The organism is Streptomyces sp. Y309, from assembly GCF_056712025.1.
In genome coordinates, this window is the sequence record NZ_CM160048.1 from 1917132 (window position 1) to 1933451 (window position 16320).

The window sequence follows — 16320 nt, forward strand, 5'->3', positions numbered from 1 at the left end:
TCACCGTCCATGAGTCCGGTGAGGCTCCGCTCCTCGCCGCGCCCGCCCCGACCCCCGGAGCCCCGCATGCCGCGTCCGCCCCGCCGCCGTACCGTCCTGACCGCGTTCGCCGGCACGGCCGGTGCCGCCGTGGCCTGTTCGCCCGCGTCGTCGCAGGGATCACCGGGCCCGGCGCCGGGGACGGCGGTGCGCACGCGCACCGGGGCCGGGCCCGCGGCGGCGGCCACCGCGGCCGCCCGGCGGCTGCTCCCCCGCCACTGGGAGCAGATCACGTTCAGGACCGTGGCGGGCGAGCCGGGCGCCGGGGACACCTTCCGGGTGTCCGGGAAGCGCGGTCACGTCGTCGTGTCCGGGCCCACCGCCGCCGTCCAGCTCACCGGCCTGAACCACTACCTGAAGCACACCGCCCACGCCTCGATCACCTGGGCGGGCGACCAGACCGACCTGCCGGCGACGCTGCCCGGTCCCGGCGCCCCCGTCACCAGACGGGCGAACGTCCCGCACCGCTTCGTCCTCAACGACACGAACGACGGCTACACGAACGCCTACGCCGACTGGGACTACTGGGAGCGCGAACTCGACGTACTCGCCCTGCACGGCTACAACGAAGTCCTGGTATATGCCGGGGCCGACGCCGTCTACCACCGGCTCTTCCAGGAGTTCGGGTACGGCGACGAGGAGCTGCGGGCCTGGGTGCCCGGCCCCGCGCACCAGCCGTGGTGGCTGCTGCAGAACATGTCGTCCTTCCCGCACCCGGTGTCACGGCAGTTGCTCGCGAAGCGGGCCCGCCTCGGCCGCCGCATCGCCGACCGGGCGCGCGAGCTGGGCATGACGCCGGTCCTTCCCGGCTACTTCGGCACCGTCCCGGCCGGGTTCGCGGACCGCAATCCGGGGGCGCGGACCGTGCCGCAGGGCGACTGGGTCGGGTTCGCCCGGCCGGACTGGCTGGATCCGCGCACCGACGCGTTCGCGCGGGTGGCCGCGGCCTTCTACCGGACGCAGGACGAGCTGTTCGGGCCGTCGACGCTGTACAAGATGGATCTGCTGCACGAGGGCGGCAAGCCCGGCGACGTACCGGTCGGGGACGCCGCGAAGGGCGTGGAAAGAGCCCTTCAGGCGGCCCATCCGGGCGCGGTCTGGGTGATCCTGGGCTGGCAGCACAACCCGCCGAAGGCCATCACCGACGCCGTCGACAAGTCCCGGATGCTCGTCGTCGACGGGCTCTCCGACCGCTTCCCCACCGTCACCGACCGCGAGTCCGACTGGGGCTCTACGCCGTACACCTTCGGCTCGATCTGGAACTTCGGCGGACACACCGTCCTCGGCGCGAACACCCCGGACTGGGCGGAGCTGTACGAGAAGTGGCGCACCAAGGACGGCAGCACCCTGCGCGGCATCGCGCTGATGCCGGAGGCCGCCGACAACAACCCGGCGGCCTTCGCTCTGTTCTCCGAACTGCCGTGGCGGGACGCCGAGTTGGACGGCGCACTGGATCTGAGGCAGTGGTTCGACGCGTGGGCGGTGAGCCGCTACGGAGCGGCCGACCCGCACGCCAGGGCCGCCTGGGACGTGCTGCGCCGCACCGCGTACGGCACGACCCGCGCCGACAAGTGGGCCGAGGGCGCCGACGGCCTCTTCGGGGCGCGGCCGGGGCTCGCGGTGACGTCGGCGGCGTCCTGGTCGCCGAAGGCGCTGCGGTACGAGGCGGCGGACTTCGAGCCCGCGCTCGACGAACTGCTCCTGGTGCGGCGGGAGTTGCGGAGGTCGTCCGCGTACCGCCGTGATCTGCTCGACGTGGCCCGCCAGGCCCTGTCCAACCGCAGCCGGGTGCTGCTGCCGCGCGTCAAGGAGGCGTACGAGAAGAGGGACACCGCCCGCTTCGACGCGCTCACCCGCACCTGGCTCGGCCTGCTCGACCTCCTCGACCGGCTCGTGGCCACCGACGCCCGGCAGCTGCTCGGCCGCTGGGTGGCCGACGCCCGCGACTGGGGAGCGGACGCCCGCGAACGGGACCGACTCGCCTACGACCAGCTTTCGTTGGTGACGGTATGGGGCACCCGCGCCGGGGCCGACGAGGGCTTGAAGGACTACGCGAACCGGGAGTGGGCAGGCCTGGTCGGCGGGCTCTACCGGCTGCGCTGGAAGACGTACTTCACCGAGCTGCGCGCCGCCCTCGACGAGGGCCGCGAGCCGAAGAACCTCAAGGAGACCGACTGGTTCGCCCTGGAGGACCGCTGGGCCCGCGATCCGGGCCGCCTCGCGGTCCGGCCCACCGGGGACACGTACGCGATCGCGAAGCAGGTACGCGACGAACTCGCCAAGTCCGGCTGACGCGCCGAAGTCGGGGGTGATGCCGCGCCCGCGGACGGCTCACGCACGAATGCGCCGCGGGCGCGACCCCCTCACCAGGATCGAGTCAGTGCCTCACCGAGGGTCGGTCAGCGCGGGCACTCCTTCCACTTCACGCGGTAGATGGTGCTGATGGCCCCGTCGGTGGAGTCCATCGTCATGAAGCTGGTCTTGCTGGCGTCCGAGGTGCCGAGGTCGACGCGCAGCTCGGTGTTGATGTTGAAGTTGCGCTGTTTGCCGCAGGGCGCCCAGACGAGCTGGGTGACCTCGGTCTCGTCGGTGGCCTGCCAGTTGTCGGCGAGCGGGCCCGAGAAGGCGTGCGACTTGCTCCCCGTGTCCGGGGAGCCCTGGAAGTAGTACGACGCCTTCTCGGTGCCCTTGGCGCCGCGCTGGAGCGAGGCGAAGCCGCGGTAGTCGGCGCTCGCGATCGCGTAGGTGAAGCCGTGCGGGACGTGCACGATCAGGCTGAGCTGGCAGTTCTTGCGGAACGCGGTGGGATCGGAGCTGCCGCCCGCCTGGGCGAGGTAGTCGCTGTACGTGACGGTGAACGCGGTGTTGTCCTCCGAGACGGCCACGGCCGCGGTGCCTCTGGGGCAGCCGGAGCCGTTCACGGTGGCAACTTCAATCACGATCTTGTCCGGCGGCGGATCAGTGATCCCCGACGGGTCGGCGGCGGGCAGACCCGCGCCGATCAGGGCGGCGAGGGCGCCACCGGCCAGCAGTGCAACGGACATGGTTCTCCCATTCATTGCTTCGGCCCACGGCGGCAGACGTGCGGAGCGGACCGCCGTGAGGTGGGGGTTGGAGCTGTGCTGGGAGGAACTGACTCAGCCCTCGCGCGGTGGCCGAGCGGCCTGCGCGCGATGAGCGGAGGCTGAGGGTGTTGGGATAGTACGGACCTGCGTGAGCAGCGACTAGGGCGATGTCCGGCCATGTACGGGTTCCGCCGCGCGGCCCGTGGGACCCCCGGGAAGAGGCGCCGCGCCGCACCGAGCGGCGCTTGACGGGTATACGTCACCCGCAAACTCTGGTAGGAAACCTTCCTAACAGACAGCGGAATGCTGAACTCCCCCACCCGGAGGTCCCGTTGCACACCCACCGCACCCCCCACCGTCGCACCCCGCGACGTGCTGTCATCGGCCTCATCGGCGCCGCCCTGATCGCCGGACCGCTCGCCGTCACCCAGATCGCCGGCGCCGCCCCCGCACAGAAGTCCGCCGACTCCGCCGCCGCGCGCTCCGCCGCCGCGGGTCTCGACGACCCGGCGAAGAAGGAGATCGCCATGAAGCTGGTCTCCAGCGCGGAGAACTCCTCATTGGACTGGAAGGCGCAGTACAAGTACATCGAGGACATAGGCGACGGCCGCGGCTACACCGCGGGCATCATCGGCTTCTGTTCCGGCACCGGCGACATGCTCGACCTCGTCGAGCTGTACGCGAAGCGGAAGCCCGGCAACGTACTCGAGAAGTACCTGCCCGCGCTGCGCAAGGTGGACGGCTCCGACTCGCACGAGGGCCTCGACCCGAACTACACCAAGGACTGGAGGAAGGCCGCGCAGGACCCGGCCTTCCAGCAGGCCCAGAACGACGAGCGCGATCGCGTCTACTTCAACCCCGCGGTCAAGCGGGGCAAGGCCGACGGCATCGGCACGCTCGGGCAGTTCGCCTACTACGACGCGATCGTCATGCACGGCGACGGCGGCGACAAGACGAGCTTCACCAACATCCGCAAGCGCGCCCTCAGCAAGGCCAAGCCCCCGGCGCAGGGCGGCGACGAGGTCACGTACCTGCACGCGTTCCTCGACGCGCGGGTCTGGGCGATGAAGCAGGAGGAGGCCCACGAGGACACCAGCCGCGTGGACACCGCGCAGCGCGTGTTCCTCAACAAGAAGAACCTCAACCTGAACCCGCCGCTGGACTGGAAGGTGTACGGGGAGTCGTTCCACATCGGCCGCTGACCCACTTGTTCCCGGTGCCCCCGCCGCCTACGGTCGCGACCATGCGTACCTACGTACTGGTCCACGGCAGCCACAGCGCGGGGGCCTACTGGGCGCCGGTCGCACGGGAGTTGGCCCTGCGCGGGCACCGCGTCGTCGCGGTGGACCAGCCGTGGCACGGCGCGGAGGCCCACTTGCCCGGCGCCTATCAGACCCAGGACCCGGACGCCCTCGCGATCGAGCCGTCGCCGCTCAAGAGCATCGGCCTGGACGACTTCGAGCGGCGCGTCACCGATGCGGTGCGCCGGGCGGCACGCGATGCGCACGGCGGGCGAGTGGTGCTCGTCGCACACAGCATGGGCGGCCTGTCCGTCAGCCGGGCGGCGAACGCCGTGCCCGAACTCCTGGAACACCTGGTCTACATGGCGGCTCTCTGCCTCAGCCCCGACGTGGCGAGCATCCGCGACCTCATGGCCACTCCCGAGGCCGCCGACGCGGTCGTGCCCGCCGAGCAGGTCATCGGCGACCCGAGGCAGCTCGGGGTGCTGCGGCTCAACTTCCGCAGCGGCGACGCCAAGGACCTCGCGGTGTTGAAGGAGATGTTCTGCGCGGACTACGCGGACGTCGACTTCCGGCGGGTGCTCGCGGGACTGCAGCCGGACGAGGCGGGCCGCGCGACCAGCGACTCCGCCGTCGGCGAGGTCGCGACGTGGGGCCGGATTCCGCGTACGTATCTGCGCTTCGGCAAGGACCGCCTCATCCCGCCGGCGCTCCAGGACCTCATGATCGGGCAGGCGGACGAGCGGACTCCGGACAACACCTTCCGGGTCCGGAGCTTCGCGGCGGCGCCCCACATGGGGCCGCTCGACCCCGGGCCGGTCGTGGACGCGCTGGCCGGGGTCGGTCGCTGACGGCGGTCGCGGGGCGGGCCCGAGGGCGCCGCCCCGCGACGGCTCAGTGGGCCGCGGCCTGTTTCGGTACCCGGGTCTCCGAGATCTCGCCGCCCGGTTCCATCGGTGCCGTGACCTCGTCGGCCTCGCCGCCCCTGCCGGTGTGGTTGAACAGGAGGTTCAGGACGACCGCGGCGACGCAGCCGGTGGAGATGCCGGAGTCGAGGATGATCTTCGCGGTCTCCGGGAACGCGTGGTAGAACTTCGGCGCCGAGATGGGGATCAGGCCCACCGCGAGGGAGACGGCGACGATCAGGACGTTGTTGTCCTTCTCCAGGCCCGCCTTGACGAGGGTCTGGATGCCGCTGGCGGCGACCGAGCCGAACAGGACGACGCCCGCGCCGCCGAGCACCGGCCGCGGTACGACGGCGATGAGCGACGCGGCCATCGGGCACAGGCCCATCAGGACCAGGAAGCCGCCGCCGGTGGCGACGACGTACCGGCTGCGGATCTTCGTCATCGCGACCAGGCCGATGTTCTGCGCGAACGCGCTGCACATGAAGCCGTTGAAGAGCGGGCTGACGGCGGAGCCGAGGGTGTCGGCGCGCAGGCCCGCGGCGATGGTCTTCTCGTCGGCGGGGCGGTCCACGATCTCGCCGAGGGCGAGCATGTCGGCCGTCGACTCGGTCATGGAGACGACCATGACGACACACAGGGAGACGATCGCGGCGGCGGCGAACTGCGGGGCGCCGAAGTGGAACGGCGTCGGGAAGCCGACCACGTCCGCGTCGGCGACCGGGCCGAAGTCCGTGACGTCGAAGGGGATCGCCACCAGCGTGCCGATCACCAGGCCCAGCAGCACCGCGATCTGCTTCACGAAGCCGCGCGTGAAGCGGCGGAGGAGCAGCACGATCACGAGCGTGATGCCCGCGAGCGACAGGTACTTGGTCGAGCCGTAGTCGTCGGCCGCCGGGTTCGGGCCCTGCATCCAGCCGAACGCCACCGGCATCAGGGAGATGCCGATCAGGGTGATGACCGTGCCGGTGACCACGGGCGGGAAGAAGCGGACCATCTTGGAGAAGAACGGCGCCGCTATGAAGCCGAGCAGGCCCGCGACGATCACCGCGCCGAAGATGATCGGCAGCGCGTCGTCCTTGTCCTTCGTCGAGTCGACGACGGCGAGCATGGGCGCGACACCGGCGAAGGTGACGCCGTTGACGAACGGCAGCCGTGCGCCGATCTTCCAGACGCCGAGCGTCTGGAGGAAGGTCGCGAGACCGGCCGTGAACAGGCAGGCGCCGGTGAGGAAGGTGAGCTCCTTCGCCGACAGGCCGACGGCGGCGCCGACGATGAGCGGCGGCGCGACGACGCCCGCGTACATGGCGGCGACGTGCTGGAGGCCGGTGGTGGCCATCTTCAGCGCCGGGAGCCGCTCGTCGACGGGGTGCGGTACGGCGGACGTTGCTGCGTTCTTGCGAAGGCTGGGCTTGGCGGCCACGGCGGACCCTCCGGTCGGTTACACGTCAGGGTGACGCGGGTGTCAGGGAGGTGGTGCGAGTGGAGCAGGACATGCCGTACGAAGTGTGCGTATGTGTCCGGGGAGCGCGCGGGTGCGCGCTCCCCGGCCACGTGACCGTGGACCCCGCTCGGGTCCACGGTCTCCGGCCGAGGGCCGTCCCCCTCAGCCGGACATCTGCTGCCCGCGCGGTCAGCGCCCCGCCGCGATGCGGGCGAGTCGCTGTGCCTCGTCCCGCGCGCTGCGGGCGATGGCGTCCTCGTCGACGTGGAGCAGTCGTCCGTTCTCGACGACCGGCTCACCGTTCACGAGGGAGAGCGTCACCGGCGCGGCCGCGCCGAAGACGATGGCGGTGACCGGGTCGGCGATCGAGGAGTGCCCGATGCCGTCGATCTTCCAGAGGACCAGGTCGGCGAGCTTGCCCGCCTCCAGCGAGCCGATCTGGCTCGCGCGGCCCAGGACCTGTGCTCCGCCGTACGTCCCCAGGCGCAGGGCCTGACGGGCGTTCAGGGCGGCTTCCTTGTGGGCGCCCAGGCGGTTGATGAGGAGCGCGTTGCGCAGTTCGGTGTGCAGTTCGCCGGACTCGTTGGACGCGGTGCCGTCCACGCCGAGGCCGACGGGCACGCCCGCGGCGAGCATGTCGGGTACGCGGGCGATGCCGGCGGCGAGCCGCGCGTTGGAGGAGGGGCAGTGGGCGACGCCGGTGCCGGTGCGGGCGAAGGCCTCGATGTCGGAGTCGTTCATGTGGACGCAGTGCGCCATCCACACGTCCTCACCGAGCCAGCCGGTGGACGCGAAGTAGTCGGTCGGGCCCAGGCCGAACAGCTCGTGGCAGAACTTCTCCTCCTCGACCGTCTCGCTGCCGTGCGTGTGCAGACGAACACCGAGGCGGCGCGCCAACTCGGCGCCCTGCTTCATGAGTTCGGTGGAGACGGAGAACGGCGAGCAGGGGGCGACCGCCACCTGCGTCATGGCGTCGAAGGACGCGTCGTGGTGCTTCTTGACGGTCTCCTCGGTCGCGGCGAGCGCGCCTTCCAGGGTCTCGACGGCGAAGTCCGGCGGCAGGCCGCCGTCCTTCTCGCTGCGGTCCATGGAGCCGCGCGCCAGGGTGAAGCGCACGCCCATCTCGCGGGCCGCCCCGATGATGGCGCCGGACAGGTCGCCGGAGCCCTTCGGGTAGACGTAGTGGTGGTCCATGGCGGTGGTGACGCCGCCGCGGGCCATCATGCCGAGGGAGCCCTGCGCGGCGGCGCGGACCATCGGCTCGTCGATGCGCGCCCACGTCGGGTACAGCGCCACCAGCCAGTTGAACAGGTTGTGGTCCGTGGCCAGGCCGCGGGTGATCCACTGGTAGAAGTGGTGGTGCGTGTTGACCAGGCCCGGGGTGACGAGGTGGCCGGTGCCGTCGACGCGGCGTACGACGTTGTCCAGGCCCTCGGGGGCCTTCCCGGCGCCGATCGACTCGATCTTGTTGCCCGCGACGACGACGTACCCCGATGCGTACTCGGTGTCGTCGGCGTCCACGGTCGCGATGGCGCAGTTCTCGATGACGGTGCGCTCGACGGCGCCGCCGGGGTTTGCCGATGCTGCCATGGTGCTTCCTTACGTGAGTGGCGATGTGCTGGGCACGGCATGACCCTAGGAAGATTTGAGTGCCGTAGCAGTGGAGCCACGGGTGCCGAGATGGTGGAAGAACAGGTTGAGCGAGACCGCGACGAGCGCGCCCGCGCTGATGCCGGAGCCGAGCACGGTCTGGGCCCAGGCGGGGAAGTCGGCGTAGAAGGTGGGCGCGGCGAGCGGGATGATGCCCGCTCCGAGCGACACGGCCACCAGGACGATGTTGGAGCTGTCGTCCAGGCCCGCCTCGGACAGCGTACGAATGCCGCTGACCGCGATGGAGCCGAAGAGGACGATGCCCGCACCGCCGAGCACCGGCATCGGTACGAGGCTGACGACCGCGCCGAGCACCGGGAAGGCGCCGAGCACGATGAGCGCTCCGCCCGCGACGGCGACGACATAGCGGCTGCGTACACGTGTCAGGGAGACGACGCCGACGTTCTGCGCGAAGGCGGACGTCGGGAAGCCGCCGAAGACCGGGCCCACGAGGGTGGCGATGCCGTCGGTGCGCAGGCCGCGCGTGATGGTCTTCCCGTCGGTCCTGCGCTCGCAGATCTCGCCGAGGGCGAGCATGCCGGCGCTGGACTCCGTCATCAGGACGAGCATCACGATGCACAGGGACAGGATCGCGGCGGGCTGGAACTCGGGGGCGCCGAAGGCGAACGGCGTGGGGACGGCGGCGACGGGCGCGGACTTCAGGGCGGCGAAGTCGGCCATCCCGAACGGGATCGCGGCGAGCGTCCCGATGAACAGGCCCATGAGCAGGGCGACTTGCCTGAGGAAGCCGCGGCCGAAGCGCTGGAAGAGCAGGATCACCACGAGGGTGAAGGCGGCGAGCGCGAGGAAGCGCATGTCGCCGAAGTCGGCGGCCTCCTTGTCGCCGCCCTGCGCCCAGGTGACGGGCACGGGCATCAGCGTCACGCCGATGAGGGTGATGACGACGCCGGTGACGAGCGGCGGGAAGAAGCGCAGGAGCCGGCCGAAGAAGGGTCCGACGGCGAGGCAGAAGACGCCCGCGACCATCACCGCGCCGTAGATGGCGGGGAGTTGGTGTCCCGTCGCGCTGTTCTCGGCGATGGCGAGGATCGGCGCGATGCCCGCGGAGGAGGCGGCGTTCACGAACGGCAGGCGATTGCCCACCACGCCCTTGACGCCCAGGGTCTGCAGGAGAGTGGCGAGACCGGCGATCAGCAGGCTCGCCGCGATCAGCCGGGTCTGGGCGGCGGTGTCGAGGCCGACGGCCTGGCCGATGATGAGCGGCGGGGTGACGACGCCCGCGTACATGGCGGCGATGTGCTGGAGCGCGGCGGGGACGAGCCGCGAGGGGTGGAGCTTCTCGTCCACCGGGTGACACTCGTCCACCGGGTGGCACGCGTCCACCGGGTGACAGGCGGGAGTTGACGTCCCGTCGGGTTGTGCGGGCTGTGCCATGGCTGTCGTTCCCTCCGGTGTGGCGCGCCCCGGTCGTCAGGTGCCGGGGCGCGCGTCCCGCGTCAGAGGTTGGTCATGTCGACCGGGATCCTGGCCTCGCTGCCGTCGCGCAGGATGGTGGCCTCGATGAGGCCGTAGGGACGGTCGGCGGCGTAGTAGACCGCGCCGTCCTTGGCCTCGTTGTCGAGGCCGCAGAAGGAGAGGTCCTGGCGGAAGTGGTGCTTGTTGGGCGCGGAGAAGCGGATCTCGTCGATCTCGCCGCGGTTGTTCAGGACCCGCGAGCCCATCTGGTAGAGCGTCTGCTGGAGCGACAGGGAGTACGTCTCCACGAAGGCCTGCAGGATGTGCTTCTTGGCCTGCTCGTAGGACTTCTCCCAGTTGGGCATGCGCTGCTCGTCACTGGTCCAGTTGTGCCGCCACCACGTCGACAGGGAGGTCGCCAGGATGCGGTCGTAGTCCTCCTTGAGCGTCGTGTACTTGTCCTTGATGTAGCCCCAGAACTCGGAGTTCGTGGAGTTCATCACGGTCAGGTCCTTCAGACCGCTGAGGACCTCGAACTGCTGGCCGTCGTAGGTGATCTGGGCGAGCCGCGTCTCCTGGCCCTTGCGCACGAAGGAGTGCTTGACCTCGTCGGCGCCTATGAACTGCGAGTTGGCGTCGGAGGCCTCGATGCGCTCCCAGGCGTACTCCTCGATGCGGATGCGCGCCCGGTGGATCGAGGGCTGGCTGTCGACGAAGTGCCGCGCGAGGTGGATGCCGTACTGCTCGGCGGACTCGATGCCGTATTCCTTGGCGAACGCGAAGCAGGTGTTCTTCGTGGTGTCCGTCGGCAGGCAGTTGGCGTTCGAGCCGTTGTAGTGCACGTCGTCCAGGTCGCCGGAGAGGGCGACGGAGACGTTCAGGTCCTTGATGTGGTGGGTGTCGCCGTCCCGCGTGATCTTGACGACCCGGTTCTCGGCCTTGCCGTACTGGTTCTGCCCCAGGATCACAGGGCGGGCCCGGCGGGAATCGTCGGTCATGTCTGCTAGCTCCCTCGGTAAACGGAGTAGCCGAACGGGTTGAGCAGCAGCGGCACGTGGTAGTGCTCGCCCGGTACGACGGCGAACGTGATCGCCACCTCGGGGAAGAACACACCGCTCGCGCCGCTGTCCCGATTCGCGGGGGCGTCCTGCTGCGCCTCGGCTTGCTTGTCCTGCTTGTTCAGGAAGTACGACTCGACGGCGAAGTCGAGGCGCACGTGGGTGGTGCCCACCGGCAGCGCCGGCAGGTCCTTGCAGCGGCCGTCCGCGTCGGTCACCGAGCCGCCGAGCTCGACCCAGTCCGCGCCGCCGCCGCTGCGGGCGGCGAGCGTGACGGCGACGCCCTCGGCGGGGCGGCCGACGCTGGTGTCCAGGATGTGCGTGGACACGGAGGCCGTGGTGTCGGTTCTCATGCGTTCTCTTCCTCTGCATGCGCGTTCTCGCCCTCGGCTTGCTCTGCGAGGCGGGCCAGGCGGATGCGGTTGATCTTGCCCAACTCGGAGCGGACGATCTCCCGCTCCTGTTCGGGCGAGTTGCCGATCCGTTCCTTGACCGCGTCCCGCATCTGCTCGCCGGTCCGGCCGGTGGCGCAGATCAGGAAGACGTGGCCGAACCTGTCCTGGTAGGCGAGGTTGAGTTCGAGCAGCTCGGCCTTGAGCTCCTCGGACGCCCCGGCCATGCCCGCCTGCTCGCGGGACGAGGTCGGGTCTCCCGGCTTCGGTCGCCCGATGGGCGGGTGCCCCGCCATCGCCTCGGCCAGATCGTCGGCGGTCAGCTCGGCCATGGCGGCGTCGCTGGCTGCGTAGAGGGCTTCGGCGGTGGCGAAGGGGCGCTGGGCGAGCAGTTTGCTCCCCCAGGCCGACGAGGCGCAGGCCTCGTGGAGTGCGGCGGCGGCCGCCGGCTCCGGCAAGGCGTTGAAACGGGCGAGGCCCGGTGTGGTACGGGAAGTCACGGGGTGCCTCCGTGGCCATGTGCTGGACGGGCTGCGGAACAGCTAAGACCTTCAACAACATCCCGTCAACAGTTTGTTGAAATCATTTGAACAAAGAAGCCGTCACCCCGCGACGCGGGTGACGGCTCGGCTGCGCAGCGTGATGCCGCGGGTGCCCCTCGCGGGGCCTTCCTTGTGGGCGCTACTTCTCCTTCGCGGCGTTTTCCCTGTTCAGGTAGTTGTAGACCGTGAAGCGGCTGACCCCGAGGGCGCTCGCCACGGTCTCCACGCCATGGCGCACGGAGAACGCGCCACGGGCCTCGAGTATCCGCACGACCTCCTGCTTGGCCTTGCGGTCGAGCTCCGCGAGGGGCTTGCCGCGCTTGCGCTCCAGGGCGAGCAGGATGTGATCGAGGGAGTCGGCGAGCTGCGGCAGCCGCACCGCGAGCACCTCCTCGCCCTCCCAGGACAGGACCACGTCGTCCGGGCCCGCCTGGTCCGGCGGCAGCATCTCGCCGCCCATCGCGTCCACCAGCGGCTTGACCGCGGTCGCGAAGGGATCGTCCCCGAAGGCGGTCACCGGGCGACCTCCCCGGGCGCGGTCCGCTCGCCCGGCTCCGCGATCACGTTGACCTGGAGCGAGACACGGGTGGCGCCGGCACCGAGGGACCGGCGCAGCATCGCGTCGACGGCCGTGAGGACCGCGTCGACGTCCCCCTCGGCGGTGTTGCCGAAGGGGCCGACGTCCACGGCGTCGAGCTCCGCGTCCTGGATGACGTCCCGGGCGGCCAGGGCGTGGGGCGGGGCCTCTTCGAGGTCGAAGGGCTCGGTCGTGAACTCCACTCTCAATCGCACGGCGCCAACTTAACGCGGCGCCGCGATTCCCCGGCAGCCCGTCCTGTCGGCAGCCCTCTTGATTTTCGGGCGGCACCTCTTGGTTTTCGGGCGGCACCTCTTGACAGCTTCCGCGGATCGGATGCAACCTTCCATCAAGCAGAAATGAACTTCCGCAATACGGAAGGAGCGCGGAAGCCCCATGGGATACTCCGACCAGCGCTTCAATGTGAACCTGTCGATCCTCTTCACCGAGCTCCCGCTCCTGGAGCGGCCCGCGGCCGCCGCGCAGGCCGGCTTCGGCGCGGTCGAGCTGTGGTGGCCCTGGGTCGACGCCCCCACCCCCGAGCAGTCCGAGCTCGACGCCCTCAGGAAGGCGATCCAGGACGCGGGCGTCCAGTTGGTGGGCCTGAACTTCTACGCCGGGCAGCTTCCGGGGCCCGACCGCGGGGCGCTGTCGATCCCCGGCGAGGAGAGCGCGAAGTTCCGCGCGAACATCGCGGTGGCGGCGGACTTCGCCGAGTCGCTCGGCTGCACGGCGCTGAACGCGCTGTACGGCAACCGCGTCGAGGGCGTGGACCCGGCGGTCCAGGACGAACTCGCCCTGGAGAACCTGGTGTTGGCCGCACGCGAGGCTGCTCGCGTGGGCGCGGTGCTGCTGATCGAGGCGCTCAACGCGCCCGAGTCGCCCAAGTGCCCCATCGTGAGCGCGCCCAAGGCGATCGAGATCGTGGACAAGGTGAACGCCGCGACCGGCCTCGGCAACGCCAAGTTCCTCATGGACCTGTACCACCTCTCCATGAACGGGGAGGACCTGCCCGCGGTCATCGAGCAGTACGTGGCCAAGACGGGCCACGTGCAGATCGCGGACAACCCCGGCAGGGGTGCCCCGGGCACCGGGTCGCTGCCCCTGGAGGAGTTGCTCGATCAGCTCCGGAAGGCGGGGTACGACGGCTGGGTCGGCCTGGAGTACAAGGCGGGGGACCGCCCTAGCGCCGAGTCGTTCGGCTGGCTGCCGTCTCGGGACTAGACCGCCGCTTCGCGGCGGATTTCCCCCACCCGCCCACCCGTTGCTCCCCACATCACAGCTGACGCAGAAACACGCAGTAAGAGAGGTTCCCCCATGAGCACGCTTCCCAAGGTCGCCTGGATCGGACTCGGCATCATGGGATCGCCCATGTCCGAGAACCTGATCAAGGCGGGGTACTCCGTCACCGGCTTCACCCTGGAGCAGGACAAGCTGGAGCGGCTCGCCGCGGCCGGCGGCACCGCCGCCGCGTCGATCGCCGAGGCCGTGCGGGACGCCGACGTCATCGTGACGATGGTGCCCGCCTCGCCCCAGGTCGAGGCCATCGCGTACGGCCCGGACGGCATCCTGGAGAACGCGAAGTCCGGCGCGCTGCTCGTCGACATGTCGTCGATCACCCCGCAGACCTCCGTCGACCTGGCCGAGGCCGCCAAGGACAAGGGCATCCGGGTCCTCGACGCGCCGGTCTCCGGTGGCGAGGCCGGGGCGATCGAGGCCGTTCTTTCCATCATGGTCGGCGGCGAGCAGGCCGACTTCGACGCGGCCAAGCCGCTGTTCGACGCGCTCGGCAAGACCGTCGTGCTGTGCGGCCCGCACGGCTCCGGCCAGACGGTGAAGGCCGCCAACCAGCTCATCGTCGCCGTCAACATCCAGGCGTGCGCCGAGGCCGTGGTCTTCCTGGAGAAGTCCGGCGTGGACCTGAAGGCGGCCCTGGACGTCCTCAACGGCGGACTCGCCGGGTCGACCGTCCTGACCCGCAAGAAGGACAACTTCCTGAACCGCGACTTCAAGCCGGGCTTCCGCATCGACCTGCACCACAAGGACATGGGCATCGTCACGGACGCCGCCCGCAACGTCGGCGCGGCCCTGCCCGTCGGCGCCGTGGTCGCCCAGCTCGTCGCCAGCCTGCGCACGCAGGGCGACGGCGGGCTCGACCACTCCGCGCTGCTCCGCTCCGTCGAGCGCCTCTCCGGCGCCCAGGTCTGAGCACACGCGGAATCCAAAAGCTTCCGGGCCGCGGCGGCGCTGACACCTGTCCTGTCGCGCCCAGGCGCCGCCGCGGCCCGGAACCCCACCCCTCTCACCAACTTCAACAAACTGTTGACGTAGCAGCTCAGGGGTCCTTACGCTCCCCATCACGTCAGCAGCCACAGCACGGAAGGCCGACCCCACCACCATGTCGCAGCGTGTGCTCACGACCGAGTCCGGCGCTCCTGTCGCCGACAACCAGAACTCCGCCACCGCCGGCGTCGGCGGCCCGCTGCTCCTCCAGGACCAGCACCTGTTGGAGAAGCTCGCCCGCTTCAACCGTGAGCGCATCCCGGAGCGCGTCGTGCACGCCCGCGGCTCGGGTGCCTACGGCCACTTCGAGGTGACCGACGACGTCACCGCGTACACCTCGGCCGCCTTCCTCGGCGAGGTCGGCAAGCGCACCGAGACCTTCCTGAGGTTCTCCACGGTGGCCGACAGCCTCGGCGGCGCGGACGCGGTCCGCGACCCGCGCGGCTTCGCCCTCAAGTTCTATACGGAAGAGGGCAATTACGACCTCGTCGGCAACAACACGCCGGTCTTCTTCATCAAGGACCCGCTGAAGTTCCCCGACTTCATCCACTCGCAGAAGCGCGACCCGTTCACGGGCAAGCAGGAGCCGGACAACGTCTGGGACTTCTGGGCGCACGCCCCCGAGGCCACGCACCAGGTGACCTGGCTGATGGGCGACCGCGGCATCCCCGCGTCGTACCGCCACATGAACGGCTACGGCTCGCACACCTACCAGTGGACGAACGCACGGGGCGAGGCCTTCTTCGTCAAGTACCACTTCAAGACGAACCAGGGCGTCCGCAGCCTGTCGTCCGAGCAGGCCGCCGAGCTCGCGGGCAAGGACCCGAACTCGCACCAGACCGACCTGCTCCAGGCCATCGAGCGCGGCGTGAACCCGTCCTGGACCGTGCACGTGCAGATCATGCCGGCGGCGGACGCGGCCACCTACCGCTTCAACCCGTTCGACCTCACCAAGGTGTGGCCGCACAGCGACTACCCGCTCCAGCGCGTGGGCCGCCTGGTCCTGGACCGCAACCCGGACAACGTCTTCGCCGAGGTCGAGCAGGCCGCGTTCTCCCCGAACAACTTCGTGCCCGGCATCGGCCCGTCGCCCGACAAGATGCTCCAGGGCCGCCTGTTCGCCTACGCCGACGCGCACCGCTACCGCCTGGGCGTCAACCACACCCAGCTCGCGGTGAACGCCCCCAAGGCCACTACCGCCGACAACTACGGCCGCGACGGCTTCATGGCGTCCAACGCCTACGGCCGCGACCGCAAGAACTACGAGCCGAACTCCTACGACGGCCCCGCCGAGACCGGCAAGCCGCTGTCGGCCCCGCTGGCCATCAACGGCCACACCGGCACGCACGAGGCCCCGGCCCACACCAAGGACGACGACTTCTTCCAGGCGGGCGAGCTGTACCGGCTGATGTCCGAGGAGGAGAAGTCCCGCCTGGTCGCGAACATCGCGGGCGGTCTCTCCCAGGTGTCGCGCGACGACGTCATCGAGAAGAACCTCGCCCACTTCCACGCCGCCGACGCCGACTACGGCAAGCGCGTGGAGGCGGCGGTCCGCGCCCTGCGCGAGGACTGAGGCCTCTTCGACCCACAAGCTGCGCAGGGAAGTTGACGGGAGGTCAGCCCCTTGCGCGCAACCCGCACCGCCGTACGACCCGGATGAGGGGTGGTCCGTACGGGGTGCGGGAGGACGAGGACCGCGGCGGCTCGT

Annotated in this window: 15 protein-coding genes; 6 read left to right on the forward strand and 9 right to left on the reverse strand. The window is 70.3% G+C overall.

All coding sequences use genetic code 11. The features are described 5' to 3' along the window. The first annotated feature begins 66 nt into the window (after positions 1-66). Positions 67-2331 carry an alpha-N-acetylglucosaminidase gene (locus AC0KTA_RS07000; protein WP_481054238.1) on the forward strand — a complete coding sequence of 755 codons (2265 nt, stop codon included), beginning with the start codon at positions 67-69 and terminating at the stop codon, positions 2329-2331. Positions 2332-2438: 107 nt separating this feature from the next. Here the strand turns inward: AC0KTA_RS07000 and AC0KTA_RS07005 are convergent, their stop codons facing one another. Next, positions 2439-3083, reverse strand: coding sequence for a DUF4360 domain-containing protein (locus AC0KTA_RS07005; RefSeq protein ID WP_481054239.1), 645 nt, complete (start codon positions 3081-3083; stop codon positions 2439-2441). A 353-nt stretch (positions 3084-3436) separates the two neighbouring features. On the opposite strand from AC0KTA_RS07005, the gene AC0KTA_RS07010 reads away from it, so the two are divergent. After that, the gene (locus AC0KTA_RS07010) at positions 3437-4306 is read left to right on the forward strand and encodes a chitosanase (protein WP_481054240.1); all 870 of its coding nucleotides are present in this window, start codon (positions 3437-3439) and stop codon (positions 4304-4306) included. A 41-nt stretch (positions 4307-4347) separates the two neighbouring features. After that, a complete protein-coding gene (locus AC0KTA_RS07015) occupies positions 4348-5196 on the forward strand; it encodes an alpha/beta hydrolase (RefSeq protein ID WP_481054241.1) in 849 nt (282 codons plus the stop codon). A 43-nt stretch (positions 5197-5239) separates the two neighbouring features. Here AC0KTA_RS07015 and AC0KTA_RS07020 read toward each other — a convergent pair whose 3' ends face one another. The 8 genes from AC0KTA_RS07020 to AC0KTA_RS07055 form a co-directional block, all read right to left on the reverse strand. Further along, on the reverse strand, positions 5240-6589 hold the full coding sequence (locus AC0KTA_RS07020; RefSeq protein WP_481056337.1) for a nucleobase:cation symporter-2 family protein: 1350 nt from the start codon (positions 6587-6589) through the stop codon (positions 5240-5242). A gap of 294 nt (positions 6590-6883) precedes the next feature. Continuing rightward, entirely contained in the window at positions 6884-8284 is a 1401-nt protein-coding gene (locus tag AC0KTA_RS07025; RefSeq protein ID WP_481054242.1) for an 8-oxoguanine deaminase, read from the reverse strand. Between the two features lie 45 nt (positions 8285-8329). Further along, positions 8330-9739 (reverse strand): nucleobase:cation symporter-2 family protein, encoded by a 1410-nt coding sequence (locus tag AC0KTA_RS07030; protein WP_481054243.1) that lies wholly within the window; start codon positions 9737-9739, stop codon positions 8330-8332. A gap of 62 nt (positions 9740-9801) precedes the next feature. After that, entirely contained in the window at positions 9802-10758 is a 957-nt protein-coding gene (gene pucL / locus AC0KTA_RS07035; protein WP_481054244.1) for a factor-independent urate hydroxylase, read from the reverse strand. A 5-nt stretch (positions 10759-10763) separates the two neighbouring features. Then, positions 10764-11171, reverse strand: a complete 408-nt coding sequence (uraH, locus tag AC0KTA_RS07040) for a hydroxyisourate hydrolase (RefSeq protein WP_481054245.1) — start codon at positions 11169-11171, stop codon at positions 10764-10766. Continuing rightward, positions 11168-11710 (reverse strand): 2-oxo-4-hydroxy-4-carboxy-5-ureidoimidazoline decarboxylase, encoded by a 543-nt coding sequence (uraD, locus tag AC0KTA_RS07045; RefSeq protein WP_481054246.1) that lies wholly within the window; start codon positions 11708-11710, stop codon positions 11168-11170. Before uraD ends, uraH begins: the two co-directional genes overlap by 4 nt. A gap of 181 nt (positions 11711-11891) precedes the next feature. After that, positions 11892-12269, reverse strand: a complete 378-nt coding sequence (locus AC0KTA_RS07050) for a helix-turn-helix domain-containing protein (protein ID WP_481054247.1) — start codon at positions 12267-12269, stop codon at positions 11892-11894. Next, entirely contained in the window at positions 12266-12544 is a 279-nt protein-coding gene (locus AC0KTA_RS07055) for a thiamine-binding protein (RefSeq protein ID WP_037657089.1), read from the reverse strand. The genes AC0KTA_RS07050 and AC0KTA_RS07055 overlap by 4 nt, the downstream gene beginning before the upstream one ends. 181 nt (positions 12545-12725) lie before the next feature. Between AC0KTA_RS07055 and AC0KTA_RS07060 the strand changes: the two genes are divergently transcribed. The 3 genes from AC0KTA_RS07060 to AC0KTA_RS07070 all read left to right on the forward strand — a co-directional run bounded on the left by AC0KTA_RS07060 (position 12726) and on the right by AC0KTA_RS07070 (position 16185). Beyond that, entirely contained in the window at positions 12726-13553 is an 828-nt protein-coding gene (locus tag AC0KTA_RS07060; protein WP_481054248.1) for a TIM barrel protein, read from the forward strand. Positions 13554-13646: 93 nt separating this feature from the next. Next, positions 13647-14537 carry a 2-hydroxy-3-oxopropionate reductase gene (locus AC0KTA_RS07065; RefSeq protein WP_481054249.1) on the forward strand — a complete coding sequence of 297 codons (891 nt, stop codon included), beginning with the start codon at positions 13647-13649 and terminating at the stop codon, positions 14535-14537. Positions 14538-14727: 190 nt separating this feature from the next. After that, positions 14728-16185 carry a catalase gene (locus AC0KTA_RS07070; protein ID WP_481054250.1) on the forward strand — a complete coding sequence of 486 codons (1458 nt, stop codon included), beginning with the start codon at positions 14728-14730 and terminating at the stop codon, positions 16183-16185. Positions 16186-16320: the final 135 nt, after the last annotated feature.